General features: G+C 37.5%; 19 protein-coding genes and 2 pseudogenes. 19 read left to right on the top strand and 2 right to left on the bottom strand.

Going from position 1 to position 24,801, the window contains the following annotated elements:
- Positions 1–20 precede the first annotated feature (20 nt).
- The 11 genes and pseudogenes from J2S06_RS11340 (at position 21) to J2S06_RS11290 (ending at position 10,632) form a co-directional block, all read left to right on the top strand.
- Positions 21–701, top strand: coding sequence for a response regulator transcription factor (locus tag J2S06_RS11340; RefSeq protein ID WP_419152357.1), 681 nt, complete (start codon positions 21–23; stop codon positions 699–701).
- On the top strand, positions 682–2,004 hold the full coding sequence (locus J2S06_RS11335) for a sensor histidine kinase (RefSeq protein ID WP_419152356.1): 1,323 nt from the start codon (positions 682–684) through the stop codon (positions 2,002–2,004). The genes J2S06_RS11340 and J2S06_RS11335 overlap by 20 nt, the downstream gene beginning before the upstream one ends.
- Before the next feature lie 23 nt (positions 2,005–2,027).
- Positions 2,028–2,561, top strand: a complete 534-nt coding sequence (locus J2S06_RS11330) for a hypothetical protein (protein WP_419152355.1) — start codon at positions 2,028–2,030, stop codon at positions 2,559–2,561.
- A 206-nt stretch (positions 2,562–2,767) separates the two neighbouring features.
- Positions 2,768–3,139 (top strand): annotated as a pseudogene (locus tag J2S06_RS11325) (ABC transporter permease); the annotation flags it as partial.
- Between the two features lie 497 nt (positions 3,140–3,636).
- Positions 3,637–4,233 (top strand): glycerol-3-phosphate responsive antiterminator, encoded by a 597-nt coding sequence (locus tag J2S06_RS11320; RefSeq protein ID WP_419152354.1) that lies wholly within the window; start codon positions 3,637–3,639, stop codon positions 4,231–4,233.
- A gap of 479 nt (positions 4,234–4,712) precedes the next feature.
- A complete protein-coding gene (locus J2S06_RS11315) occupies positions 4,713–6,026 on the top strand; it encodes an ABC transporter substrate-binding protein (RefSeq protein WP_419152353.1) in 1,314 nt (437 codons plus the stop codon).
- Positions 6,027–6,142: 116 nt separating this feature from the next.
- Complete coding sequence (locus J2S06_RS11310) at positions 6,143–7,042, top strand: carbohydrate ABC transporter permease (protein ID WP_419152352.1); 900 nt, start codon at positions 6,143–6,145, stop codon at positions 7,040–7,042.
- Complete coding sequence (locus tag J2S06_RS11305) at positions 7,032–7,856, top strand: carbohydrate ABC transporter permease (RefSeq protein WP_419152351.1); 825 nt, start codon at positions 7,032–7,034, stop codon at positions 7,854–7,856. The genes J2S06_RS11310 and J2S06_RS11305 overlap by 11 nt, the downstream gene beginning before the upstream one ends.
- Before the next feature lie 14 nt (positions 7,857–7,870).
- Positions 7,871–9,016 carry an ABC transporter ATP-binding protein gene (locus J2S06_RS11300; RefSeq protein ID WP_003252241.1) on the top strand — a complete coding sequence of 382 codons (1,146 nt, stop codon included), beginning with the start codon at positions 7,871–7,873 and terminating at the stop codon, positions 9,014–9,016.
- A gap of 11 nt (positions 9,017–9,027) precedes the next feature.
- The gene (locus J2S06_RS11295; protein WP_419152350.1) at positions 9,028–9,828 is read left to right on the top strand and encodes a sugar phosphate isomerase/epimerase family protein; all 801 of its coding nucleotides are present in this window, start codon (positions 9,028–9,030) and stop codon (positions 9,826–9,828) included.
- Between the two features lie 15 nt (positions 9,829–9,843).
- Entirely contained in the window at positions 9,844–10,632 is a 789-nt protein-coding gene (locus tag J2S06_RS11290) for an HAD-IIA family hydrolase (RefSeq protein WP_419152349.1), read from the top strand.
- Between the two features lie 129 nt (positions 10,633–10,761).
- On the opposite strand, the gene J2S06_RS11285 is transcribed toward J2S06_RS11290, so the two are convergent.
- Together J2S06_RS11285 and J2S06_RS11280 are read right to left on the bottom strand one after the other, a co-directional pair.
- Entirely contained in the window at positions 10,762–11,403 is a 642-nt protein-coding gene (locus J2S06_RS11285; RefSeq protein ID WP_419152390.1) for a uroporphyrinogen-III synthase, read from the bottom strand.
- 15 nt (positions 11,404–11,418) lie between these two features.
- Positions 11,419–11,562: a hypothetical protein gene (locus J2S06_RS11280; protein WP_419152348.1), complete on the bottom strand. Its 144-nt coding sequence runs from the start codon at positions 11,560–11,562 to the stop codon at positions 11,419–11,421.
- A 765-nt stretch (positions 11,563–12,327) separates the two neighbouring features.
- Here J2S06_RS11280 and J2S06_RS11275 point away from each other — a divergent pair.
- The 8 genes and pseudogenes from J2S06_RS11275 to gucD all read left to right on the top strand — a co-directional run.
- Positions 12,328–13,022 (top strand): annotated as a pseudogene (locus J2S06_RS11275) (IS110 family transposase); the annotation flags it as partial.
- A gap of 201 nt (positions 13,023–13,223) precedes the next feature.
- Positions 13,224–13,547: a hypothetical protein gene (locus J2S06_RS11270; protein WP_419152347.1), complete on the top strand. Its 324-nt coding sequence runs from the start codon at positions 13,224–13,226 to the stop codon at positions 13,545–13,547.
- 818 nt (positions 13,548–14,365) lie between these two features.
- Positions 14,366–16,069 carry a methyl-accepting chemotaxis protein gene (locus J2S06_RS16125; RefSeq protein ID WP_459077052.1) on the top strand — a complete coding sequence of 568 codons (1,704 nt, stop codon included), beginning with the start codon at positions 14,366–14,368 and terminating at the stop codon, positions 16,067–16,069.
- A 255-nt stretch (positions 16,070–16,324) separates the two neighbouring features.
- Positions 16,325–17,626, top strand: a complete 1,302-nt coding sequence (locus J2S06_RS16120; RefSeq protein ID WP_459077051.1) for a protoglobin domain-containing protein — start codon at positions 16,325–16,327, stop codon at positions 17,624–17,626.
- A gap of 1,075 nt (positions 17,627–18,701) precedes the next feature.
- The gene (locus J2S06_RS11245) at positions 18,702–20,378 is read left to right on the top strand and encodes a sigma-54 interaction domain-containing protein (protein ID WP_419152346.1); all 1,677 of its coding nucleotides are present in this window, start codon (positions 18,702–18,704) and stop codon (positions 20,376–20,378) included.
- Positions 20,365–21,696 carry a 4-aminobutyrate--2-oxoglutarate transaminase gene (gene gabT / locus J2S06_RS11240; RefSeq protein WP_419152345.1) on the top strand — a complete coding sequence of 444 codons (1,332 nt, stop codon included), beginning with the start codon at positions 20,365–20,367 and terminating at the stop codon, positions 21,694–21,696. Before J2S06_RS11245 ends, gabT begins: the two co-directional genes overlap by 14 nt.
- A gap of 17 nt (positions 21,697–21,713) precedes the next feature.
- Positions 21,714–23,117 (top strand): APC family permease, encoded by a 1,404-nt coding sequence (locus tag J2S06_RS11235; protein ID WP_419152344.1) that lies wholly within the window; start codon positions 21,714–21,716, stop codon positions 23,115–23,117.
- A 13-nt stretch (positions 23,118–23,130) separates the two neighbouring features.
- Positions 23,131–24,588 carry an alpha-ketoglutaric semialdehyde dehydrogenase GucD gene (gucD, locus tag J2S06_RS11230; protein WP_419152343.1) on the top strand — a complete coding sequence of 486 codons (1,458 nt, stop codon included), beginning with the start codon at positions 23,131–23,133 and terminating at the stop codon, positions 24,586–24,588.
- The last annotated feature ends 213 nt before the right edge of the window (positions 24,589–24,801 follow it).

Below are 24,801 nucleotides of genomic sequence, written 5' to 3'. Positions count from 1 at the left end.
CGTAATTGAAGGTGGGAAAGATGTATATTCTCTTGGCAGAAGATGATATGCGGCTTGGCAAACTGATTGTTCATATGCTGAAAAAAGAAAATCATACAGTTGATTGGGTGCAAAATGGGGAAGATGCGTATTATTTTGCGAAACAAGCAAGTTATGATTTATTAATTCTCGATTGGATGATGCCGATTAAAGAAGGAACCGAAGTTTGCAAAACATTGCGCAAGGAAGGCTTTAACGGGGCTATTCTCATGCTGACAGCGAGAGATGCACTTGAAGATCGGGTGAAAGGCCTAGACTTAGGAGCGGACGACTATATTGTCAAACCATTTGAATTTTCCGAACTCCTTGCCCGAATTCGTGCTCTCGCCAGAAGAGCAACAAAACCATTTCAAACCGAAAAACTTTCTCTAGGAGACTTATCTCTTCATCTAAGTGAATACTCTATCAAAAAAGGAGGTAAAAAAATTTCATTAACAAACCGCGAATTTCAATTAATGGAATTATTTATGCGCAATCCGAATCAAATTTTGCCCCGCGAACTGATTATTGAACGAATTTGGGGGGTAGACGCTAATATTACAAGCAATAATATCGACTCTTTTATTCGTCTTTTACGAAAAAAACTTGGGGATGACGGTACGCTTATTCAAAATATTCGAGGGGTAGGTTATAAGCTTAGCGATGAACGACAAAATGTTTAAAAAAATCCGCTTCCGTCTCACTCTTCTTTTTACAAGTCTTATCGTTATCTTTTTAATATCGTTCACAGTCATCAGTTACAGCCTGCTGTCATCACTAATTACAAATAAACAAAAACAGCAAGTGATTACATTAGCTGAGGCAGAATATGCTGAACATAAAAACGAGCTTTTTCATTGGTATGATCATGCCAAAAATGTAAGCAGTAACAAAGCGAGAAATGATTATCTTGAGTACAATCCAGAAGCTCCATTTTTCTATTATGTCATAACGTGGAACGGGGAGATACTAGACGGAGACGAATCTTTTCCAGAGTTGCGCGAAAATATACTAAAAACGATTCATGGATGGATTCCACAAAATGAAGAAGTGCGCCATGAAACAATCAAAATGCAAAACGGAAAAACAATATCATTGCTGCTTTCCGGAAAATCCGTATTTAAAAATGGGGTATATATTGGAACGATTTATACCGGAACAAATATTACAATGCAAACCTACATTGTAAAAACTTCATTAATGATATTAAGTTTAATTTCGCTCGTATTTATCGGTCTGTCTGCTTTGCTTGGCTACTATATGTCCGGAAAAGCGATGGTGCCAATCGCCAGGTCTTTTCAGAAACAAAAGGAATTTGTTGCCAATGCCTCCCATGAGCTGCGTACACCGCTTAGTATTTTCCAATCATCCCTTGAAGTCATCGAAACGGATGAAAGAGAGAAAATGAGCGAATTTTCCTTGCTAGTATTAGATGATATGAAAGATGAAGTAAAAAGAATGACAAAATTAATTAATGACTTATTGCTGCTCGCCCGCTCCGATGCCGATGCTGTCCAGTTGAATAAACAATGGTTTGAGCTTGAGCCGATTATTAATGAATTGATAAGGAAATGCCTCCCTTGGGCGGAACAAAAAAATATTGAATTTCTCACGAATATACAAGAAGGAATAACAATGTACGGGGATAAAGAGAGAATTACGCAGCTGCTTCTTATTTTGCTCGATAATGCCGTAAAGTACAATGTCGAAAATGGACTCATTCGCATTATGATATCGCGTGAATCGCAAAATATAAAAATCGAAATAAACGATACGGGGATCGGCATACCGAAAGAACATCTGCATCACATCTTTGAACGATTTTACCGCGTAAGTAAAGCTCGATCACGCCAACTTGAAGGAAATGGAATTGGCCTTTCGATTGCACAATGGATTGTTGACACTCATGGTGGAACAATCAGCGTACAGAGCGAAGAAGGAAAAGGAAGTTGTTTTATCGTTACGCTTCCGCAGCCTATTCAATAACTTCAAAATAGGGAGTGGAGTTTATGAAAAAATTAATGATGGTGTCCGTGTTTATTTTTATGCTCAATATCGCTTACGGACAAGCGATTCCTGTTTTTGCTGATGATGAAGAATATGAGGGGCATGAAGAAGAAAACGAAAATGAAGCCTTTGTTGAAGAAGGTGGAGAATTATTAGGATGGGGAGCGGTTGCTGCCACAGTCGCTGCCGGAACTCTTTTTCCTTTACGGCGGAAAATTTCCTTTTTTACAAAAACAATTCCAAATGGGAAATCATTATTTATCAATCTATTAAGAACACTTACAAAGTGGCATATTCCAATCGGGGCAGCTGCCGTTACATTAGCTTCCATACATGGGATATTAATGTATATGGCAGAAGGAGAATTGACACTCCGTGAATATGCGGGAATCGCCGCTGCTGGATTGATGATTACAGCAGCCGTTATCGGTATGATGCTTGCCAAAAATAAAGCGAATTCTTCCATTCGTTTCGCCCATATTGGAATGTTATTGATGACTAGTATGCTAATCATTTTCCACATTATCATCTCATAGTCATGAATAAAGGCTGGCTCCAAAACGTCTGACCTCCCGTAAAAACCATTGATCTGACAGTCAGGCCAGCCTTTCATGTTAAAATATTTCTTTCATTATCTTTAGCTTTTCTTCCGTATAATACACATAATTATCAATAGGATGATTAAATATAAGATTTTCATAAATGTCATCATTGGTTTTGCTATCTTGATTACCTTGTGGCAGCTGCCTTCTTTCCTGTTTTGCTATCGACAGTATCTGCTGTAAAGAACGTTGATAAAACTTATTTGAAAGTGGCACAAAATTTCGAGATTAAAAAATTCGAGCTATTGCGCAAAATCATTTTTACTGCCACATTCCCTTATATTGCGAACGGGCTTCATATAGCTGTAGGTACAGCTTGGATTTTTCTTGTAGCAGGAGAGATGGTTGGAACGCCGTCAGGACTTGGTTATTTAGTTGTCGACGCCAGAAATTCCATGAGGCTAGATTTAGTCATGGCTGCCATACTATTTATCGGCGTATCCGGGCTGCTTCTCGATAAAGTGGTCGGACTTATTGAAAACTGGATTTATCGTATTTGGGGAAGAGCATAATCGCTGTGCAAGGCAAACTTTCCTGTTTCAAGGGATATCTCAGCCCTTCAAGTTGAAAGTGCTTTTCCAACTAATCATCTAGTTGCCTATATTATTTTCAGAGGATTGTATACTCATGATGAGAGCATACATCCTCTTTTTTTATTTGGAACCAAACTATCCAACGATTTTAGAAAACAGCAAAAATAATTCGGCTATTAAATATAATCTTTTGATGTAAATCTTTTGTAAAGCAAAATTTACAATGAATTAGCTTTGACACAATATTGGCTTAATATTTGTTTTTTATATTTCTTTAAAAGCTTTGATCCTCTGCCCCCATCCAAGAAGCAAGCTTCTGCCCGACAAGAAGTTTCCGCAAGAAATAATTCACAAAGTATAACAATCGTTTGTCATTTGAACTGCTTTCATACAAAAAATATGGAAAAGTACTTCAAATTATACTTTGTTAAATATTGAGAGCAGATTCGGAATTTTGAAAGAAAGGATATTTAGCTGTGACAAAAAGCAATGCAGGAACCATTTTGTTGGAAAGATTAAAAAAACATAAAATGGTAGCAGCAATTAAAGAGCCGAAATATATTGAGAAGGCGATCAAGAATAAAGAACATTTAAGTGCTGTCTTATTAATGACTGGAACCATTTTAACGGTAAAAAGATATGTTGATTTCATCCAGTCTGAAGGGCTTCCCGTCATATTGCATGTTGAAAAAATAGGCGGTCTGGAAATGGATGGCGATGGAATTGACTTTGTAAAAAAGAATGTTCAGCCAACGGCGATCGTTACAACGAGGAACGGCACTATAAAAAGGGCAAAATCGAGCGGTTTATTTGTTATTCAGCGAATCTTTTTAATTGACACGGAAGTTTATCATAATTTAGTGAAGGATGCGGGTCAAATCCGCTCAGATATGATAGAAATTATGCCGTGCCGTGCTCCGGATTTTTTAAAGAAGTTCACAAAGGTTTCGCAAGTTCCCGTTATAACAGGAGGGCTGTTGACTTTGCCTGAACATGCTAAGGAAGCGATAAATAATGGCGCGCTCGCTGTAACGACGTCCAACTCAAAATTGTGGGAAATGGATTTAAATTAAATTTTAAAAGAGAATTTACATATGATTTATACTAGATTAACAATTATCATCTATATTAAAAGTAACAAGTGAATAATTACTGGTGCAAATAGAGAGACCTCAAATTTAATGTATATGGAATAGATATATACATTATATTTGGAGTCTCTTTTTTGTTATGCAAGCAATTGGAGGTGATTTTGCCGTCATTTAATAGTTTTGTCAGTTCGGGAGATAAGAAGCATTTACGCCTAAAACAATAATGGCAAACGATCTGCCAACCTGTCATTGGCGCTGTAACTATGAAAAATAGCTTTATTCTGTAATTGAAGACAGCTTGTAGAAGCCGCTTGCTCGAACATCGATGGTGATAGTCAGAACATGGCAACACGATTTTTTAAATGATCCCTATAAAGAATTTCTAAATAGCCGAAATGTCACGACAGTTTGAAGCTCCCTTTCATAAATTAAGCTCAAACAATTTGGTGAGGAGGAATATAATGAAATCATTTGTAAAATTAATTTGCGCATTTACATTAGTATTTATGTTAGCAGCTTGTAACAACACGAGCAAGCAATCAGCCAATGACTCTCCTGCTAAATCAGAAGACGGCAACAAAAAAACGGTTATCGAATACTGGCACGTAAATGCTGAAACTCAAGGCGGAAAAACAGTAGAAGAATTAGTAAAAGAATTTAATGCGCAAAGTGATACAGTAGAAGTCGTAGCCAAATACAACCCGGACATGTATAAAGGGTTGATGCAAAATTTGCAGGCTGAAGTAGCTGCGGGCAATTCTCCAGCGGTTGTACAAGTAGGATGGGCATTTTTAGACTACTTCTCAAATAATTTTCATTATGTTCCGCCGCAAGAAATAATAGATAAATATTTTCCAGAAGATAAAACATTTTTAAAAGATCATTTCTTAAAAAATGTTTTAGATTTAGCGAAAAATTCGGATGGCGAACAAGTCGGGATTCCATATTCTCTCAGCAATCCAGTCCTCTATATTAATCGAGATCTTTTACGAAAAGCTGGATTAGATGAAAATGGGCCGAAAACATGGGAAGAGGTAAGAGAATTTTCCAAAATAATAAAAGAGAAAACGGGAAAATATGGATTTTATTTACAGGAACCGGCAGATAACTGGGCTACACAAGCTTTATTAGAAAGTAACGGAGCCCAAATGATTACGGATGGAAAAGCAACATTTGCTTCAAAAGAAGGAATTGAAGCTTATCAACTATGGGCTGATATGGTGCTAAAAGATAAAACAGCCTTGCATTTGCCTTGGGATCAAGGTGTACAAAGCTTTATCGATGGCAATGTCGCCATGGTCTATACAACGATTGCCCAACGTTCGCATATCCAAGCGAATGCCAAATTTGACGTAGCGGCAATCAAATCACCAGCATGGGAAGGAAAAGAAGTGAAACTGCCGGCAGGTGGCGCAATGCTGGCTATTACAGCAAAAGATGAAGACCAGCAAAAAGCAGCATGGGAATTCATGAAATTTCTTTATAGCGTTGAATCAATGGCTAAATGGACAGAAGGAACAGGTTATGTGCCCCCACGTAAAGATGTTGCAGAAGCAGAAAATGGACTTAAATCATTTTTAGAAGAAAATGAAATGATGAAGCCTGCCATAGAACAAATGGACAAGATTGTTCCTTGGGCATCATTCCCTGGAGACGCCGGTTTACAAGCAGAGCAATTATTAATAGATGTACGCGACGAAATTCTTACAGGAAAAGTATCAGTAGAAGAAGGCTTAAAATCAACGGAAAAATCCATCAACGAATTATTAAAGTAAAAGGAAATGTCTACAAAGGGTGACTAACATTTATAACAATTTTTCAAAAAAACTTCCTTTAGTCACCCTCCTTTTAACTTTTATTTTCAATATCAGTGCGGAGGGTTAATAAAAATATGAGTGATGGGACGGCTTTAAAAAATAAAGAGAGTTGGAAAGCGTATTGCTTATTGATTCCAACTCTAATTATATTTTCGATATTCATGTTCTGGCCATTTTTATACACGATTTATTTAAGCTTTTTTGACTGGAACATGATTACTCCGACAAAAGAATTTGTAGGATTGAAAAACTACATTGATGTTTTATCAGATCGAAATACATATAAAATATTGGGAAATACATTTATATATATTGCTTTCTTATTAGTTATAAACTGTATCATACCGTATCTTTTTGCTTTCGTTTTAGATTTAATTTTAAAACGATTTAATGGTTTTTATAAAAGCACCTTGTTTCTGCCAGCATTCATCTCATTGGTCGTCGGTTCGATATTGTTTACGTGGACTTTAAATCCAGTTTCCGGACCTGTTGCCATTATTTTAGGATGGTTCGGCATTGAAATGCCGATTTGGAGTAAATTAGACGGTTGGGTCATATTGGTTTTAAGTTTGATTACATCCTGGAAAGTATTTGGCTATAACTTTATCGTCCTTTATGCTTCTATCAACGGTATTTCACGCGAAATAATAGAAGCAGCCCGTTTGGATAATGTTCCTTTATGGAAAATATTCTTTCATATCGTCTTGCCTATGAGCAGCGCTACTGGCATTTATGTGTTTATTATTACAATCGTCCAAGGACTGCAGTATGTATTCACGCCTATAAAAGTGATAACACAAGGCGGTCCAAATTACGCCAGCTCCAATGCGATCTATCACGCCTATCACGAAGCCTTCGTACTTTACAGAACAGGACACTCTGCAGCTTTATCAATTATGACGATGTTAATCTTTATCATATTATTAGTTCTTGAATTTAAGTTTGTTGAAAGAGGTATCTATTATGAAAATTAAACGATCTGTTGCGATACCTTGGCACATTATTTTTATCATTACAATCATTATTCTTTTATATCCTATCGTTTTTGCATTAGGTTCATCGTTTAAAACATTGGAAGATGCTTACAACAATGTTTTAAATATCATTCCGTTAAATCCGACATTCGAAAACTATATCACATTCTTTAATAGTTTACCTGCTTTCAAAATTACGATGAATACGTTCATTATTGCCTCTGTTGCGACAATTTTCAAACTGATTACTTCATTTTTAGCAGCGTATGCTTTCGTATTTTTGCAGTTTAAAGGGAAAAACATTTTATATTTTATGTTAATTAGTACAATTTTTATCCCTTTTACCGTAACAATGATTCCAAACTATTTGATCATATCGGGTATCGGTTTAGTCAACAGCGTTTGGGGTGTTATTTTGCCGCAGCTTGCCAATGCGCTTGGTATCTTTCTAATGAGGCAGTCGATGAAAACAATCCCCATCTCGTTAATTGAAGCAGCCAAATTAGATCATATTGGACACGCCCGGATTATGAAAGATATCGTTCTCCCATTAGTTAGGCCGGCTGTCACATCAACAGGCATCTGGTTTTTCATTACTACCTGGAACGAATACGTATGGCCGGTGCTCATTTTAAAAAGCAAGGAAAATTATACATTGCCTCTTGCTTTACAGATGTACATTAGCTCAGAAGGCGGCACGAATTTTACTGTCGCCATGGCCGTATCAGTCATCACAATGATAATACCTTTAACTTTATATTTAATTTTCCAGAAGTATATTATCGGAACATTTACTTCTTCTGGAATTAAATAACGGAGGATGGCACAATGAAGGAAATAAGATTTGAAAACGTTTGGAAATCCTATGGAAAAACACATGTTGTAAAAGGGCTCAATCTTACCATTCATCCTGGAGAACGTTTAGTTCTTCTAGGTCCATCCGGATGCGGCAAATCGACAACTTTACGCATGATTGCAGGCCTTGAAGAAATTACTTCGGGCGACTTATATTTGAATGGCGTAAAGGCGAATGACATTCCAAGCGGAAAAAGAAATGTAGCGATGGTATTTCAAAATTATGCATTATATCCTCATATGAATGTCGTTGAAAATATTACGTACGGTTTAAAAGTTCAGAAGGTTCATAAAGACGAAATTCAAAAAAGATTAAATGCTGTGTTAGAAATGCTCCAGCTGAAGGGATATGAAAACAGATTGCCGAAAGATTTATCCGGCGGGCAAAGGCAGCGTGTCGCTTTAGCAAGAGCCGTTGTAAAAAAATCTGATTTCTTTCTGCTTGATGAACCATTATCAAATTTAGATGCGCAGCTAAGAGTATCTGCGCGCAAGGAACTAGTGAAAATCCATGAAATGTATAAGCAAACAATCGTTTATGTTACACATGATCAAATTGAAGCAATGACTATAGGGGATCGTATTGCGTTAATGAATCAAGGGCAATTGCAAATGGTAGATACGCCGGAAAATGTATATAACCGCCCTGCAAACATCTTTACGGCAAAATTTATCGGCTCGCCTCCAACGAATATTGTTGATATGGATTATTATGATGGCAAGGTTGTGATCGGGAAACAATCATTTTTATTGCATCCGATGTGGATCCGACAAATAAATGAAAGCAATGCCAAAACGTTTGTTTTTGGAATTCGACCTGAACATCTAGAAATTTATAAAACTCCCCAAGAAAACACATTAAAAGGCACAGTGAAATACGTGGAAAACCAAGGAAGCAGCTACAGTATTTATATAAATTTAGAAGGTCATGAAGTGATAGCGATGAGTGAAAAAAAGAATTGGCATCCGGGGGAAATGGTCTATTTAAAACCAAAAATGGATCGTATTCATATTTTTGATCAAGAATCCACACAATCAATAGGCTATCCGCAAGAGCTGGATCTGAATGAAAGCAGTCCGATGAATCACAAAATCAATGTGGAAACATATCTTTCATGAGGTGGTTGTTTATGAAAAGAAAAATCTGTTATTCTGATTTGCCACTTATAACAAAAGATCCTTTAAAAAATGTCCATGACTTAATTGAATATGGAGCTGATAAAGTTGAACTATTAATGGATGGCGAAAAATGGGATGACATGGAAAAATCATTCAAAAAATTGTCTTCCAAACTAAAAGAATTGCCCATCGGCTACACAATTCATCCGCCAGCATGGGATATTAACTTAACTAGTGAAAATAAAGCGATTCGGGAAGCTTCATTTTTAGAATACAAAAAAGCGATTGAGTTTGCCGGCATGATTCAGGCTTCGCATGTTGTGATCCATCCTGGGTTCTGTTTTTCTCCGGTTTTTGACAAACATTTAGCAAAGCAGCGAGCTGAAGATTATATCAATCAATTATGTGAATTTGCTAAACCTTTGAACGTCAAACTGGCAATCGAAAACGTCGGATACAACGGCAGTTCGATTTTTACGCAAGATGAGTTTATAAGCTTTTTAGAAAATATTCATGACACGGCAGGATATTTACTTGACATTGGCCACGCAAATTTAAACGGTTGGGATATTCCGCAAATAATGAAACAGACAAAGGATCGACTGATTGCCCTCCATGTTCATGATAATAACGGAACAGGAGACGATCACTTGCCAATCGGTGAAGGAACCGTCCCATGGCAAGAAATCTTTAAAACGATTCATGAACAATCAATCGATTGTCAGCTCATCCTGGAATATGCACCCGGAACACCGTTAGAAAAGTTACACGAAGGCAAAGAAATTCTTCTAAAAGAACTTTCAACAGAATAAAGGTGGAGTATTGTATTGTTACACATTGACGATTTTGATGCATATTGTTTTGATTTAGATGGAACTATATATATTGGCAATAAACTTTTGCCCGGTGTAAAAGAAACGATCGACCGATTAAGGCGCCATAACAAAAAAATTCTTTTTATCACAAATACATCGACACAAACAAGAGAAGAATGCAGAGAGCGGCTTCATCATTTAGGAATTCAAGCGAAACTGGACGAAATCATGACAGCTTCTTATTTGTCAGCTGTATATTTTTTAGAGAAATCTCCGGACTCTCTAGTCTATATTGTAGGTGAAAATGCGATTTTGGAAGAATTCCACAAATTTTCCCTAAAAATGACCGACAATCCTATGGACGCGACCCACGTACTTGTCGGACTTGATCGCTGCTTTACTTACGAAAAACTCAATTTGGCAATGAACGCGGTTCGTAATGGAGCCAAATTAATTGCAGCCAATCCGGATTCGCTTTGTCCAGTTCCTGAAGGGTATATTTCAGATACACTGGCAATAGCGAAAGCAATAGAAGCTGCATCAGGACGGCCGATCGATCAGGTGATCGGGAAGCCTTCCTCTTTTTACGGCAAAAAAGTTCTTGAAAAATTAAACATAAACAGCAACAGGTGCTTAATCATTGGAGATCGTTTAGAAACCGATATTTTGCTTGGAAAAATAAATAATTGTCGCACATGCCTTGTGTTGACCGGAGCCTCCAGCAAGGAGGATATTGAAAAAAACAAAATTTATCCGAATTATATTGTACAAAATTTACAGTATTTGTTTTTCATAAAATAAATCTGCCATACATACTGATTTTTAGGTGAAAGATTCAAACCCAGGTGGAAGTGATTCAGAGCCTCGAAGCTGTCACGCTCCACCTGTTTTTTTACACAGAATCAGCCATTAAATTTTTTGACGACAACATCATTGGAAATACTCATCCAAAGCGACAATCATCGCCCCCATCCGTTCCAGCTCTGGAGCCACGATGCGCTGCACCCCATAATCCTTCAATTCTCCAGCAGTTACTTTGCCGACGGCTGCTGCCACAACATTTTGTTGAAACGCTTCAATAAGGTCGGATGTTGCTCCTTTTTTTTCAGCAAATTTGAAAAGCACTCTTACTTGCGGGGCAGCTGTAAACGCAACAGCATTCAGCTTATTCTCGATTATTTCATCCAACAGCTGCTCGACGGTCTCAGGATTAGGTACAATGGAGCGGTATGGCAAAATTTCATGCAAAATCGCTCCGTGCTTTTCAAACCATTCTGAAAGCTTTGGCACCGGTTCTCCATGCAATTGTAAAAAAACATGCTTGTCTTTAAAAGAAAATCCTTCAATAGCCCGAAGCAGCCCGTCATTTGTTCCGTCATCATCACAAGCATCCGGCTGAATGCTGATTTGTTTAAGAGCCGCTATCGTTTTATAGCCGCGGGCAGCTATTTTTGCTTCTTTTAAAACGTTTATAAATGAATCCAAAATGCCGATCTTTTCTGCCGCTTCCAACAGAGCGTTCGTCCCTATTCCTGTCGTAAACACAGCCCAGTCAGTCCCTTTTTCAACAATGCATAGAAGATCAGCCTACAATTCCGAAGGAGAGCATTTTATTGTTTCTTGAATGGCTCGAATAACAGGCTCCCCTCCTTTTTTGCGAATTAACGTGGAAATTTCCTCGCTCTTTCTAGAGCCTGTGATGGCGATCCGCTTCCCATGTAAATTTCCCATGCATTTCTTCCCCCCTTTTTCTCTATCATACTATAAATACTCCGTTCATCCCTTATTTTCAAATGAAAAAGTTTGAGTCAAGTATTTGTGGGCAACTTTTTTATGGAAGTAGAGTTAGAGCTACCGTTATGAAATTTCAATGTTTTTGTATGTTAGCGGTAGACGGGATTATAGGAAAAGCACACCTGGCTTTCTGTCTTAATAAGTGCCGGTGTTGTTTTTGGCTAACTTTATCTGCAAAAAGGATCTCCATTTTCTATGTTCATCTATTATTCTATTTACCAGAAATATTTTACTAATTTACCAAATTAAAGTTGAAAAAAGTTGAGTTTAAAATATAATGAAAATGAAAAGGAATTTTTTCCTATTAACAGAGGAGGAGAATTCTTAATAAAGGGAAAATTGGAAAAGTATTGAGTACAGTCTTGTCCTTATGCATGTTATCGGTAATTTTGCCAGCTGTATCTCATGCAAATTCTACTTCTTCTGAGGACATAGTCCAACAACAGTTAGAAACTTTTGAAAGAGTGGAGAAAGAGATCGAATCTGACCCAGAACTAGTTCACCCTGATAAAAATTCATCATCTTATAATTTTAAAGCTAATAATTTTCAAGAGTTAGCAGCAGCATCATATCCAAAAAGAAAAGGAGCATTCCTGTTAGAAGTTTTTTCGGGGACTTGAATAAAAAAAGCCCTCTTGGTATGATTCGGGGGTGTCAATCGCACGAATTGACCCCTAATTTGGATACCAAGGAGGACTATACATGAATTCTATCTCAAACAAGAAGATTAATCAAGTCACCGATCAAACACTGGTGGTTGGCATGGATATCGCAAAGAAAAAACATTATGCCTGCTTTGTGGATGAGCGAGGGAGGGTGTTAAAAAAGCCGTTTCCCGTTCTGCAATCGAAAGAAGGATTGGAATGGTTGTACCAGTGCATCGTGGAAGCGATGAAGGAATTCGGGAAAACCGAGGTGATCGTTGGCATCGAGCCAACGGGACATTATTGGCTGAATCTCGCCTATTTTCTTGATGAGAAAGGCATCCCTCTCGTCATGACAAACCCGATGCACGTGAAGCGATCCAAAGAGCTGGACGATAACCTTCCAACCAAGCATGATGCGAAAGACGCGCTCGTCATTGCCCGTTAGTGAAAGACGGCCGATTCAGCTATCCGCGTATTCTGAAAGGGATGGAGGTGGAGCTGCGCGTTGGAGCGACATTTCGCTCCAAATTGGTGGAAGAACAGGGAGCAGTTCGAAATCAGATGATTCGCTGGCTCGATCGGTATTTTCCAGAGTTTACGCAAGTCTTTCCGTCGTTTGGGAAAATGGCGCTCGCGGTACTGGAATATACGCTATTTCCGAGTGATCTAGCAGGAAAAGAGCTGGAAGAGGTCCTCGCCCTTTACCGGCAAAGCGAGGGATTACAATCGCCGCAAAGGCCGAAAGCGAGGTAAGATGGAATAAATATATTGAGCCAATTTTAAATAAACTTTTAAAGTACGAATCATTAGCGTGGGGTACTGTTGAAGGACATTTAGCGCCTGCTTTAATGGGTACTGGAATTAAGAATAGTTCTGCAAGAAGTATTGCGTATTAGGTTGTGTATGTAGCGAAATGGGTTTTATAATTTCAAATTATTAGGGGGTGTTTTTTTGAACAATGAAGAATTGGAAACACAATTAATGTTATTAAAGAATGCTGTTGTATCCTTACATGAACATTTAGCTCCAGAATTTAAAACTAGAGATTTAGTTCTTTTGAAATATGGTTTTACAGAAAAAGAAATATCTGAACTTGATCGATATTTCATGGAGATATTCATGAATAAATTGAAGCCAACTAAAAAGGAATTTCGAAAAAAGCTTGCGGAGATCAAGGGTGTTCCAGAATTAACGGCTGAAGTAGTAAAAGATGTTTTAGAAGGGTATAAAGCTGATGGTTTGCATACAAATACAATTAATAAAATTTTAAAGTAAAAATAAAATTTAAAAACAGTGTATCAGAATGAGAGAGTAGTTGAAAGCTACTCTCTTTTTATTTTTTCGTTCCATGATCGGGGATCGGCGCACATCTTAGGTGTCTTTTTATGATTACTGTGACTCATTTGTTACCTTTCACGGAAAATTATTAAAAATTAATATGTACTAGTAGATACAGGTCCCTCCCATACTGTGTGCCTCGCTCAAGTCCATCAAGTTGCTCCTAATTATGAAAGATTCAAATATTGACCATGATTTGTCGAAAGAAAACGTATTCATATCCGATTAAACATAAAAAAATGCATAATACTTCCGATAAAAATCATAAAGAGTTCAGAACTTCAGAACTGTTGATTATCCATTGTTTTACTTAAAAATACAGAATCGTATGGCTGAACACAAGCTTTTCTGCCACATCCCTCGAACAAGAACGCCAGCGGGCAAATTCATTTGGCCGCTGATGTTCTTGTTCGAGAAGGGCATGCGTATAGCATGCCCAGTCGGCAAGCGATTCGCTTGCCGACTCTGGCAGAAAAGCTAGAAATAGAGCCATCTCAACTGGTTATCATTGGTTAATCAACACGTCTGAAGAGTTATTTTTTTCATCATTTAATCCAGTTGTTTTTGGCCTGTTAACAGATAATAGGGCGATACATATAGGAAGGAGGAATACGGTTTGAATAATGTTCTGCTTATTAGGTAGAATAATAAAATCATAATGGTTTGAAAGAAAAAACATTGAGGAGTAATTGTAAATGAAAGTAAAGATTTTTAAAGACGTTCATCTCTCAGCTTTTATAAAAAGGAGAATGAGCATGATGCGATTTTTTCGAAATATAAGTATTGGCTGGAAATATTCAATCGCTTTATTCGTAACTATGGGGTTATTTATTTTATCAGCGATCGTGTTAGGTGTCCAGTTTTATAAAATAAGTGAAAATATTGGGGAAATTGATCGTCGTGGAGAGAGAGCTCTTTTTATAAACGATATGGCTTCTTTATATCGAGCGGCAGATATTCGTATTGCTGACTATATATATACAAAGGATGAACAATATATTTTAGAATTTAAAGATCGTATTCGTAAATATGAAGATATCAAAAAAGTAGTAGAACCAAGACTAGATACGAATGAACAGAAAGATTTATTAGAAAAAATAGAAAAAAATAGAAAAGAAATTGATCAGTTATTTTTAAATGAAATTGTTCCAGCTGTGGAAAAAGGGAGAAATTCTGAAGTCAGTCAAGCTAGGCAGCAAATTAGGGAACTGCGTAGTGAAACAGTTGAACTACTTAGTCAATTGTCAGACACGGTGAAGAAAGAACATAATTTAGCAATCAATCATGCTTTTAATTCTATTAAAAAAAGTCTCTCCACCATAGTCATTTCTATTATAGTATCAATTGGTTTAAGTGTGGCGATTATGTACTTTATCACACGAATGATCAAACGTCATTTAAACACAGTCGTTAACATAGCGAATCAAATTGCTGATGGAAATCTTCAATTTCAGGAAGTCGCATATGATGGTAAGGATGAAATTGGCCAATTAATCGATTCGATCAATAAAATGAAAGCAAACATACAAGGAATCATTACTCAAGTTGGAATTGCAGCAAACAATGTAGGAAATCAGGGTAAAAGTTTAGCACAACATGCTTCAGAAGTCCAACAAGGTGGTCAGCAAATTGCTTCGACAATGCAAGAATTAGCTAGTGGTGCAGAAGAACAAGCGAATTCGTCAACGAATCTTTCAGAACAAATGAATGAATTCGTATCCATCGTAAAAAACGTATCAGAAAGCCAAGATGAAGTGAAGAATTATTCTGACTCCATGCTGTCTCTCACAGAAGAAGGTAATCAAGCGATGGTAGAATCCATAGATAAAATGGAATCTATTCATGGGAAAATACAAGCATCACTTGAAATGGTTAAAGGATTAGATGTTCAAACGAGAGATATTGCAAAATTAATTAGTTTCATCCAAGAAGTTTCTGATCAAACGAATCTATTAGCTCTAAATGCGGCGATTGAAGCGGCAAGAGCAGGTGAACATGGAAAAGGTTTTGCAGTTGTCGCAGATGAAGTTCGTAAGCTTGCGGAGCAAGTAGCTACATCTGTTGCCGAAATTACGTCTATTATTCAAGGTATTCAAAGTGAATCTAAGAAAGTAGTTGGTTCATTAGAAGATGGTTATCAAATTGTAATGGAAGGAACATCCACTATTTCTAAAACGGGGGAAGTATTTAACAAGTTAAAAGAAACGATTAATGATGTATCGAATAAAATTACCGATATGTCCAAATCAATTCATGACGTTCTTAATGATACAAAGCAAATGAGTGAATCTATTGAAAGCGTCGCATCAGTATCTGAAGAATCTGCAGCTGGTATAGAGGAAGTTTCCGCCACAATCGAACAATCAAACGCATCGATGGAAGAAGTGGCAAAAAGCGCAAAATACTTAAATGATGAAGCATCGAATCTCAATAAGTTAATTCAAAGATTTAAGGTATAAGGAAATCGTATAGCAGATATTAACTTTGTAATCATTTATAGCAAACTAATACTAATAAGTTTTTAGTGTTAGTTTGCTATTTTTTTATGCTGATACCTTTCCTTTATTTGTTAAATGAAAAAAGGAAACATTTTATGAACATCCAAGAAATATTTAGAAAATTATCAAAAAACAGTATAAAATAATTATAGATGATCTAAATCATGATGCCTTTAAAGAAATTTAAGAAAATCAATGGATAAGAGGAGGCTATATATGTCTTTCCTTTGGCTAACTAAAAAAGAAGAAAAATCATGGTCGAAAAAAGTAGAGCAAATGGATGTCCGAATGACTGTTGATGATCCGGAACTTTTATCGAAAATGAAAATGATTCATTTTACTGAGCAAGATTTACAAAGAGCTAAATGTATTCAACCCCTAATAGAGGAAAATATTGAAAAACTAGTAGATGATTTTTATCAAACGATTTTAGAAATAAGAGAGCTCAAAGACATTATTGAAAAGCATAGCAGTGTGGATCGGTTAAGGAGAACATTAAAGATTCATTTAATTGAGCTATTTAATGGACAAATCGACAACCGTTTTGTCGAGAAAAGACTAATCGTTGCAAAGACCCATTATCGTATAGGCTTAAAACCAGCTTGGTACATGTGCTCTTTTCAAAACCTGCAAAATTCCCTCATTCAAATTATCTCAAATGAAATGACAATAAGAGAAGAAGCGTCATTATTTATTATGGCTATCACAAAGCTATTATGTTTAGAAAAACAACTTGTTCTCGAAGCGTATGAAAGTGAAAATTTAAGGATAACAGAAGAGCAGTATGAGAAAGCCAAAAACGGCATAGAGAAAAAAGTTTTAGCAACTAGTCAAGATTTAGTGGCTCTTTCTGAACAGACGCATTCATCTGTAGAAATATTAATTAAGAATAGTGATACAGTGAATCAGATGGTGCATGAGAGCAATGAAAATTCCAAGGCTACTCAATCTTTTACAGAAGAGGGGCAAAATAAAATTAACGAGCTTGTTCAAAATATAAAAGTGATCGCAAACAGTATTGAGAACATGAATCGTTCGGTACAAAAGCTGACGGATGCTTCATCTCAAATAACTGCAGTAGTGAAATTAGTTAATGATATTGCTGATCAAACGAATTTATTAGCTTTAAATTCAGCGATTGAAGCAGCAAGAGCTGGTGAGCATGGCAAAGGTTTTGCGGTTGTTTCTGGTGAAGTTCGGAAGCTATCCGAAAAAACAAAAAGCTCCGTTGGAAAAATCCAAGAATTAGTACAAACATCGAATGAATATATTCAACATGTATTAGAAACATTGAAAAAAGTAAATGAGTCAGTCCACATCGGAAATGAATCTTCTCATCTAGCTAATGAAGCATTTCTTAAAATCTCTCGTTCCATTGATGAAAGTGTGAAGAAGAATCATCTTGTTAAAGATCAAATGGATGAGCTCGTCGCAACGATTAAGGAAATAGGGAAAGCTATGTCTGGTGTGACAGAATCAGCCGAACATCTCATGAAAATCGTAAAAGGTAAGGTATAAAATTTTATCCTTTATTTATATGGTAAACTTCATACATATTGGGTATATCGCCAAGTTTATGATGTTAGCTGGCGTTTTGTTTACTTTGTCATGGATGAATCTTCTAAAACAAGATCGATGAATAAATCGAGAATGATGCTACATTTCCTGACTCTCCTCTATTGTTTGTCCGATCAAAGAAATGACGGAACCAATGGTTAGGATCCTGCTGCCAATGAAAATTAAAGACTCACCACTTTGATGATCCTTATCATCATTTTTTTTGTTGTCATTTTGAACTAGACTGTATATTCCTCTAATAGCCTGCAATGAATTAAAACCGAGAGATTAAAGCGCGAAACCGAGAGATTAAAGTGCGGAACCGAGAGATTAAAGTGCAAAACCGAGAGATTAAAGTGCGGAACCGAGAGATTAAAGCGCGGAACCGAGAGATTAAAGCGCGAAACCGAGAGAATAAGTGCTGAAACCGAGAGATTAAAGCGCAAAACCGAAAGAATAAGTGCTGAAACCGAGAGATTGAAGCGCGAAACCGAGAGATTGAAGCGCAAAACCGAGAGATTAAAGTGCAAAACCGAGAGATGAAATCGCAAAAAGAAAAGGCTGTTTTCGTAAACTTTGTTGCTTTTCGACTGTCCATGAACGAACAAAGAACGTAGTCGGACAAATTACATTTGTCCGATCATCGACTTTTGGTCGGTTCACGTCACGCTATAGAGTGACAAAGCAAGCGATACTCTTGCTTAACAGTCGAAAAGATATAGTATAGCAAGCAATCTTTTAGAAACGACCATGAGCTTTCACTCCAAACCCATGCATGAAGAAAAAGAGCGAAATTTAAAAATTTTAATGCAAATTCGCATTTTTATCATGTAAAATAGAATTAACTGAAAATTCCCTTTCTTCTGTTTTGTTGTTTAATTAAATGCAATAAAAAATGCAACAATGCATTATAAGTTTTTAAGTACAAGTACGAAGCCTTCAAAATAGAGGGTTTATGTTTTGGCACGAAATTTGCATAATGTTTTTTGCAACAGAAGGGAGGGGATTGAATTTACATTGTAAAGGTGTGTGTAGCATGACGGAAACACTCAAGTCAATGATTGATCATTCACCGATTGGAATGGTGTTATTTAATGATAAAGGAGAAGTGCTTTGCTATAACCGCTCAGCACTGACACTTCTTAGCATGGACGAACCTCTTTTGAAAATTGAACAATTTTCTGATCGCATCAAAAACGCTTTTCATGAGGTATTAAAACAAGATCAGCTGGCATTTCGAACAGGTGCGATCCGGTTTCATTTTAAACACTTTTACGAAAATGATCGCAAGCAAACCTTGCTTTCAATTAGTCATGATCCAGAATTTATGGAGCTTGAAAAAATTATTCACGGATCGTTTGATGAAATTTTAGTCACCGATCAAACAGGGACTATTACAAAAATTAGTTCAAGATGTAAAGAGCTATACGGGGTAGATGCGGAAGAATTAATCGGAAAAAATACGATAGAGCTTGAGGAAAAAGGTATTTTTAAACCATCACTTACTCCTAAAGTGTTAGAGAAAAAAGAGAAAGTATCGTGTATTCAAGTAACATGCACGGGGAAAAAGCTTTATGTTATCGGAAATCCGATTTTTGACGACGAAGGAAATCTATACCGCATCGTTTTCAATTCACGGGAAGTTTCTGAAATAGAAGCGTTAGAAAATCGCCTTCATGAAACGGAAGCTTTGCTCGATCAATATAAACGGGAGCTAAAGCATTTAAAACAGATTGTTTTAGACAAAAAAGAAATTGTTTATAAATCTAATTCGATGAAGCAAGTATATGAATTGGCTAAAAAAGTCGCCCAAGTGGATTCGACCGTTCTCATTGTTGGAGAGACTGGCGTCGGAAAAGGAATGATGGCGAGATACATTCATGAACAAAGCAGCCGTAAACAACATAAAATCATTGAAGTTAATTGCGGGGCAATACCTGATAATTTAATAGAATCAGAGCTTTTCGGCTATGAAGGCGGCGCTTTTACTGGTGCGCAAAAGCAAGGGAAAAAAGGAGTTATAGAGCTAGCAGAGGGCGGCACTCTTTTCCTCGATGAAATTGGTGAGCTCCCATTGCATGTACAAGTAAAACTGCTTCAATTTTTACAGGATAAAACATTTAGACGTGTTGGTGGGGGCGATTTAGTCCAAGTTGATACGAGAATTATCGCCGCAACAAACCAAGACTTAACAAAGCTTGTGAAAGAAAAGAAATTTCGTGAAGATTTTTATTACCGTTTAAATGTCATTCCAATTTCAATCCCGCCCCTTCGCCATCGGAAGGAAGATATTCCTGTCTTAGCTGATTATTTATTAGAACGGCTAAATGCTAAATACGATTTAAATAAAAAAATAGATGGAGAAGTCTACCAAACATTGCTTCAATATAGCTGGCCAGGTAATGTACGGGAATTAGAAAACTTAATGGAACGTTTATTTGTTACAAGTGAAGGAAAATCCATAACGGTTTCGGATCTTCCTGAACATCTTATAGAACCTAAACATTCAAGTACCGGTTTGCTTGTTAAAAACATATATCCATTAAAGCAAGCGGTCGAAGAGGTTGAAAAACAGTTAATTTCAATGGCTTATGAAACGTATAAAAACACTTATAAATGTGCGGAAGTGTTAGAAGTCAATCAATCAACAATTGTTCGAAAAATGAAAAAATATTCATTTTTAGCAGGGGGAAAGAATCATGGCAATCATTAAACAAACAGAAGTAAATGAAAAATCGCAAGCATTGCATAAAAGACGCAGTGAAGCAGTACCACGCGGCCCTTACAATATTACATCTATTTACGCAGAGTCTGGTAAAGGTGCCATTATTAAAGATGTTGACGGCAATGAGTATATTGACTTTGCTGGCGGAATAGGTGTACAAAATGTTGGACATTGTCATCCGAAAGTTGTACAAGCGATTAAAGAGCAAGCAGAAAAGCTAATTCATCCATGTTTCCACGTTGCTCCATATGAATCTTATGTCAAGCTGGCTGAACAGTTAAATAAGCTAACACCTGGTGAGTTTACGAAAAAAACAATGTTTGCAAACAGTGGGGCAGAAGCGGTCGAAAATGCTGTGAAAATTGCACGGAAATATACGAAAAAGGCTGGAATTCTATCTTTTGAACGAGGCTATCACGGCCGTACGTTGTTAACCATGACGTTAACAAGCAAAGTGAAGCCTTATAAACATGGATTTGGCCCATTTGCTCCGTCTATTTACAAATTGCCTTATCCATATTACTATCGTGCTCCACAAGGAATGACGACGGAACAAGTTGATGAAAGATTACTTCAAGAAATTCGCGATTTCTTCTTGAATACAGCGGCAGCTGATGAAGTTGGTGCAGTAATTCTTGAACCAGTACAAGGGGAAGGCGGATTTGTCGTTCCATCGAAAACATTTGTGAAAGGGTTAAAAGAGATTTGTGAAGAAAACGATATTTTATTCATTGCAGATGAAATTCAAACTGGATTTGCTAGAACAGGAAAATGGTTTGCGATTGAGCATTTTGATGTTACTCCAGACTTAATGACAATGTCTAAATCGATTGCAGCAGGTATGCCGTTGAGTGCCGTTACGGGACGTGCTGAGGTTATGGATGCTTCCGATCCAGGGCAATTAGGTGGAACTTTTGGTGGCAGCCCAATTGCATGTCAAGCAGGCTTAGCGGTTATTGATGTGATTAAAGAAGAACAGCTAGTCGATCGTGCGAACGCCATCGGGAAACGAATAAATGATTTCTTACAAGAACTTAAAGAAACAAATCCATTCGTTGGGGATGTGCGCGGTTTAGGTGCAATGCAGGCGATTGAGCTTGTTAAAGATAAAAATACGAAAGAGCCAGCAAAAGAAGAGGTAGCACAAATTGTAGCGCAATGTAACAAAAACGGACTAATTGCCTTAAGTGCAGGTATTTACAGCAATGTTCTACGCTTCCTACCTCCGCTTGTCATTCAAGATGATGAACTGGAAGCTGGACTGAACATTTTGAAAAATGCTATTGAAAAAGTTTCGAAAAAATAATACCAGGAGGCGATTTGATGAAAAAAAATCACGAGAAATTTGACAAAGTACTTTCGCAGTTTGATATTTTAGCTCTTGCTTTCGGAGCGATGATTGGCTGGGGATGGGTTGTCCTATCTGGCTCTTGGGTGTCGACAGCGGGCACCCTTGGCGCAATCGTTGCCTTTATGTTAGGCGGTATAGCAGTTGTATTTATTGGCCTTGTGTACTCAGAATTAACGACTGCTATGCCAAAAGTTGGCGGTGAGCATGTTTTTGTTGAACGGGCAATGGGCGAGAAATGGGCTTTTGTCGCCTCTTGGTCAATTGCACTTGGATATATTTCGGTTGTTGCCTTTGAGGCAGTTGCTTTGCCTACGGTTGTTGAGTATTTATTCCCAGATTACAAAGTTGGTTTTATGTGGACAGTTGCTGGTTATGATGTGTACTTTTCTTGGATGGCATTAGGCGTTGTAGGCGCTATCATTTTAACACTTTTAAATATGTTTGGTATCAAAACCGCTGCAACCTTCCAATTTATTGTTACTGTTTTACTAGTACTTGTTGGTCTTTCGATTTTATCTGGCTCTGTCGTTACAGAGGCGCCTTCTGATCCAGCTCCACTTTTTAAAGATGGCTGGAGCGGCATTTTAATGGTTTTAATTATGACGCCGTTTATGTTTGTCGGTTTTGACGTGATTCCGCAAGCTGCAGAAGAGATTGATTTGCCGCATAGAAAAATTGGCAAAGTTCTTATACTTTCCGTTATCATGGCGGTCGTTTGGTATATTGGTATGATTTTTGCTGTCGGACAATCGTTAGGTGCACAGCAGCTTGAAGAATCGTCTTTAGCAACAGCTGATGCAATGGGAGCTATTTTTAACAGTTCATTTGCAAGTAAAATTCTGATAATTGCCGGAATTGGTGGAATTCTGACTAGTTGGAACTCATTTTTAATTGGAGGAAGCCGTGTTCTTTATGTTATGTCAAATTCAGGAATGCTGCCAGCTTGGCTTGGTAAATTACATCCGAAATATAAAACTCCAGCAAACGCTATTCTTTTTATCGGTTTCTTGTCGATGATTGCTCCATTGTTCGGTAGATCAATGCTCGTATGGCTAGTAGATGCCGGGGGCTTAAGTATTGTTATTACGTATGCATTAGTAGCGGTTGCCTTCCTCGTGTTGCGCAAAAAAGAACCAAATATGGAGCGGCCATTTAGAGCAGGAAAAGGTACAACGATCGGCTGGTTAGCTATTTTGCTAAGCATTGGATTAGCTATTTTATACTTGCCTGGAATGCCTTCTGCACTTGTCTGGCCATATGAATGGATTATTTTTGGTGGATGGTGGATTCTTGGAGCTTTCTTCTTGCTAAAGTTTGCAAAAAATCATTCTTTAAGTACTACTCAATACCTAGAACAACAAGCAGCAGATGAATAGGGAGGAGAACTAGTTGAGTGAGCAATTTTTGAATTATATAAACGGCGAATGGATTCAAGCTAAAAGCGGTGAAGTGATCGAAAGCATCAATCCAGCGAATTGGGATGAGGTTGTTGGCGTGATTCAACATTCCAATCAGGAGGATGTTGATTTAGCAGTTCAAGCTGCAAAATCCGCCTTTATAAATTGGTCAAAAATGTCTGCAGTCAATCGCGGCTTATTTTTAGAAAAGGCTGCAGCGCTATTAGAACAAAGAGCAGATGAAATCGCAGAAATCGCAACAAAAGAAATGGGAAAAGTGCTTGCAGAAATGAAAGGGGAAGTATTAAGAGGTGTAGCTATTCTTCGCTATTATGCCCAAGAAGGAATGCGCACAAACGGAGAGGTGCTTCCATCAGCGAGTGACGAAAAGTTTCTATTTACAAAACGAGTTCCTCTTGGAGTAGTAGGGGTCATTACTCCATGGAATTTCCCAGTTGCCATTCCGATATGGAAAATGGCTCCAGCTTTAGTTTATGGAAATACCGTTGTATTCAAACCGGCAGCTGAGACAGGGGTCACGGCGGCCAAAATCGTCGAAATCTTTGCGGAGGCTGGCCTTCCTCAAGGTGTATTAAACTTAGTCAATGGAGATGGTGCTGTGGCAGGAAATGCGCTAGTTGAACACGAAGATGTACATGCGATTACCTTTACAGGTTCAAATGCTGTTGGGAGACAAATTGCGGCAAAAGCAGCATTAAAAGGGAAAAAATATCAATTAGAGCTCGGTGGAAAAAATCCAGCTATTGTTCTAGAGGATGCTGATCTCGAGCTAGCTGCCAATTTAACAGTAGCCGGTGCCATGAAACAAACAGGTCAAAGATGTACAGCAACAAGCAGAGTGTATGTTCATGAACAAGTGTACGACACGTTTAAAGAGCTTCTTCTTGAAAAAGTTCGTTCTTTAAAAATCGGAAATGGTTTGGATCCAAATGCGCAAATGGGACCTGTCGCTTCTAAAAAGCAGTTTGATACAGTCATCGGTTATATTGAAAAAGGAAAGGAAGAAGGTGCTTCCTTGCTAGTTGGCGGTGGAGTGTCAAAAGATCAAGGGTTAGAGAAAGGATATTTTATTGAACCAACCATTTTTGAAAATGTAGCGCATGATATGACAATCGCTCGTGAAGAAATTTTTGGTCCTGTCCTTTGTTTAATTAAGGTTAAAAATTACGAGGAAGCTATTGAAAAAGCAAATGACACCGTTTACGGATTGAGTGCATCCCTATTTACAAACAATCTTGGAAGAACATTCCAATTTGTTGATGATATCGAAGCAGGGCTCATCCAAATTAATGGTGAAACAGGCGGTGCAGAACCACAAGCTCCGTTTGGCGGAATGAAAGAATCAAGCTCAAACTCTAGAGAACAAGGTCAGGCAGCAAAGGAATTCTTTACTACGATTAAAACCGTTACGGTTTTGCCAGTCCATTAAAGCTTCAACGCTCCCCTTCCTAAAGATTGGGAGGGGGTGCGACCATTTTGCAAACATATCATTAGGTTTAAAAAAATAATTTATGACGAAACCCCTCATTAGAATCATGTTTTTATATGAATGAATTTCATAATTCTTAGCCCTTGTCCTCCAACGAGTTCAAGAAATTAAAAAAGAAGCACCTCCCCAAATCTTGTATAATGGTCATAGACA

Source organism: Bacillus alveayuensis, from assembly GCA_030812955.1.
GTDB lineage: Bacteria > Bacillota > Bacilli > Bacillales > Aeribacillaceae > Bacillus_CB > Bacillus_CB alveayuensis.
Note: the sequence above shows the minus strand (reverse complement) of the source record. Positions and strands in the feature narration are given on the sequence as shown.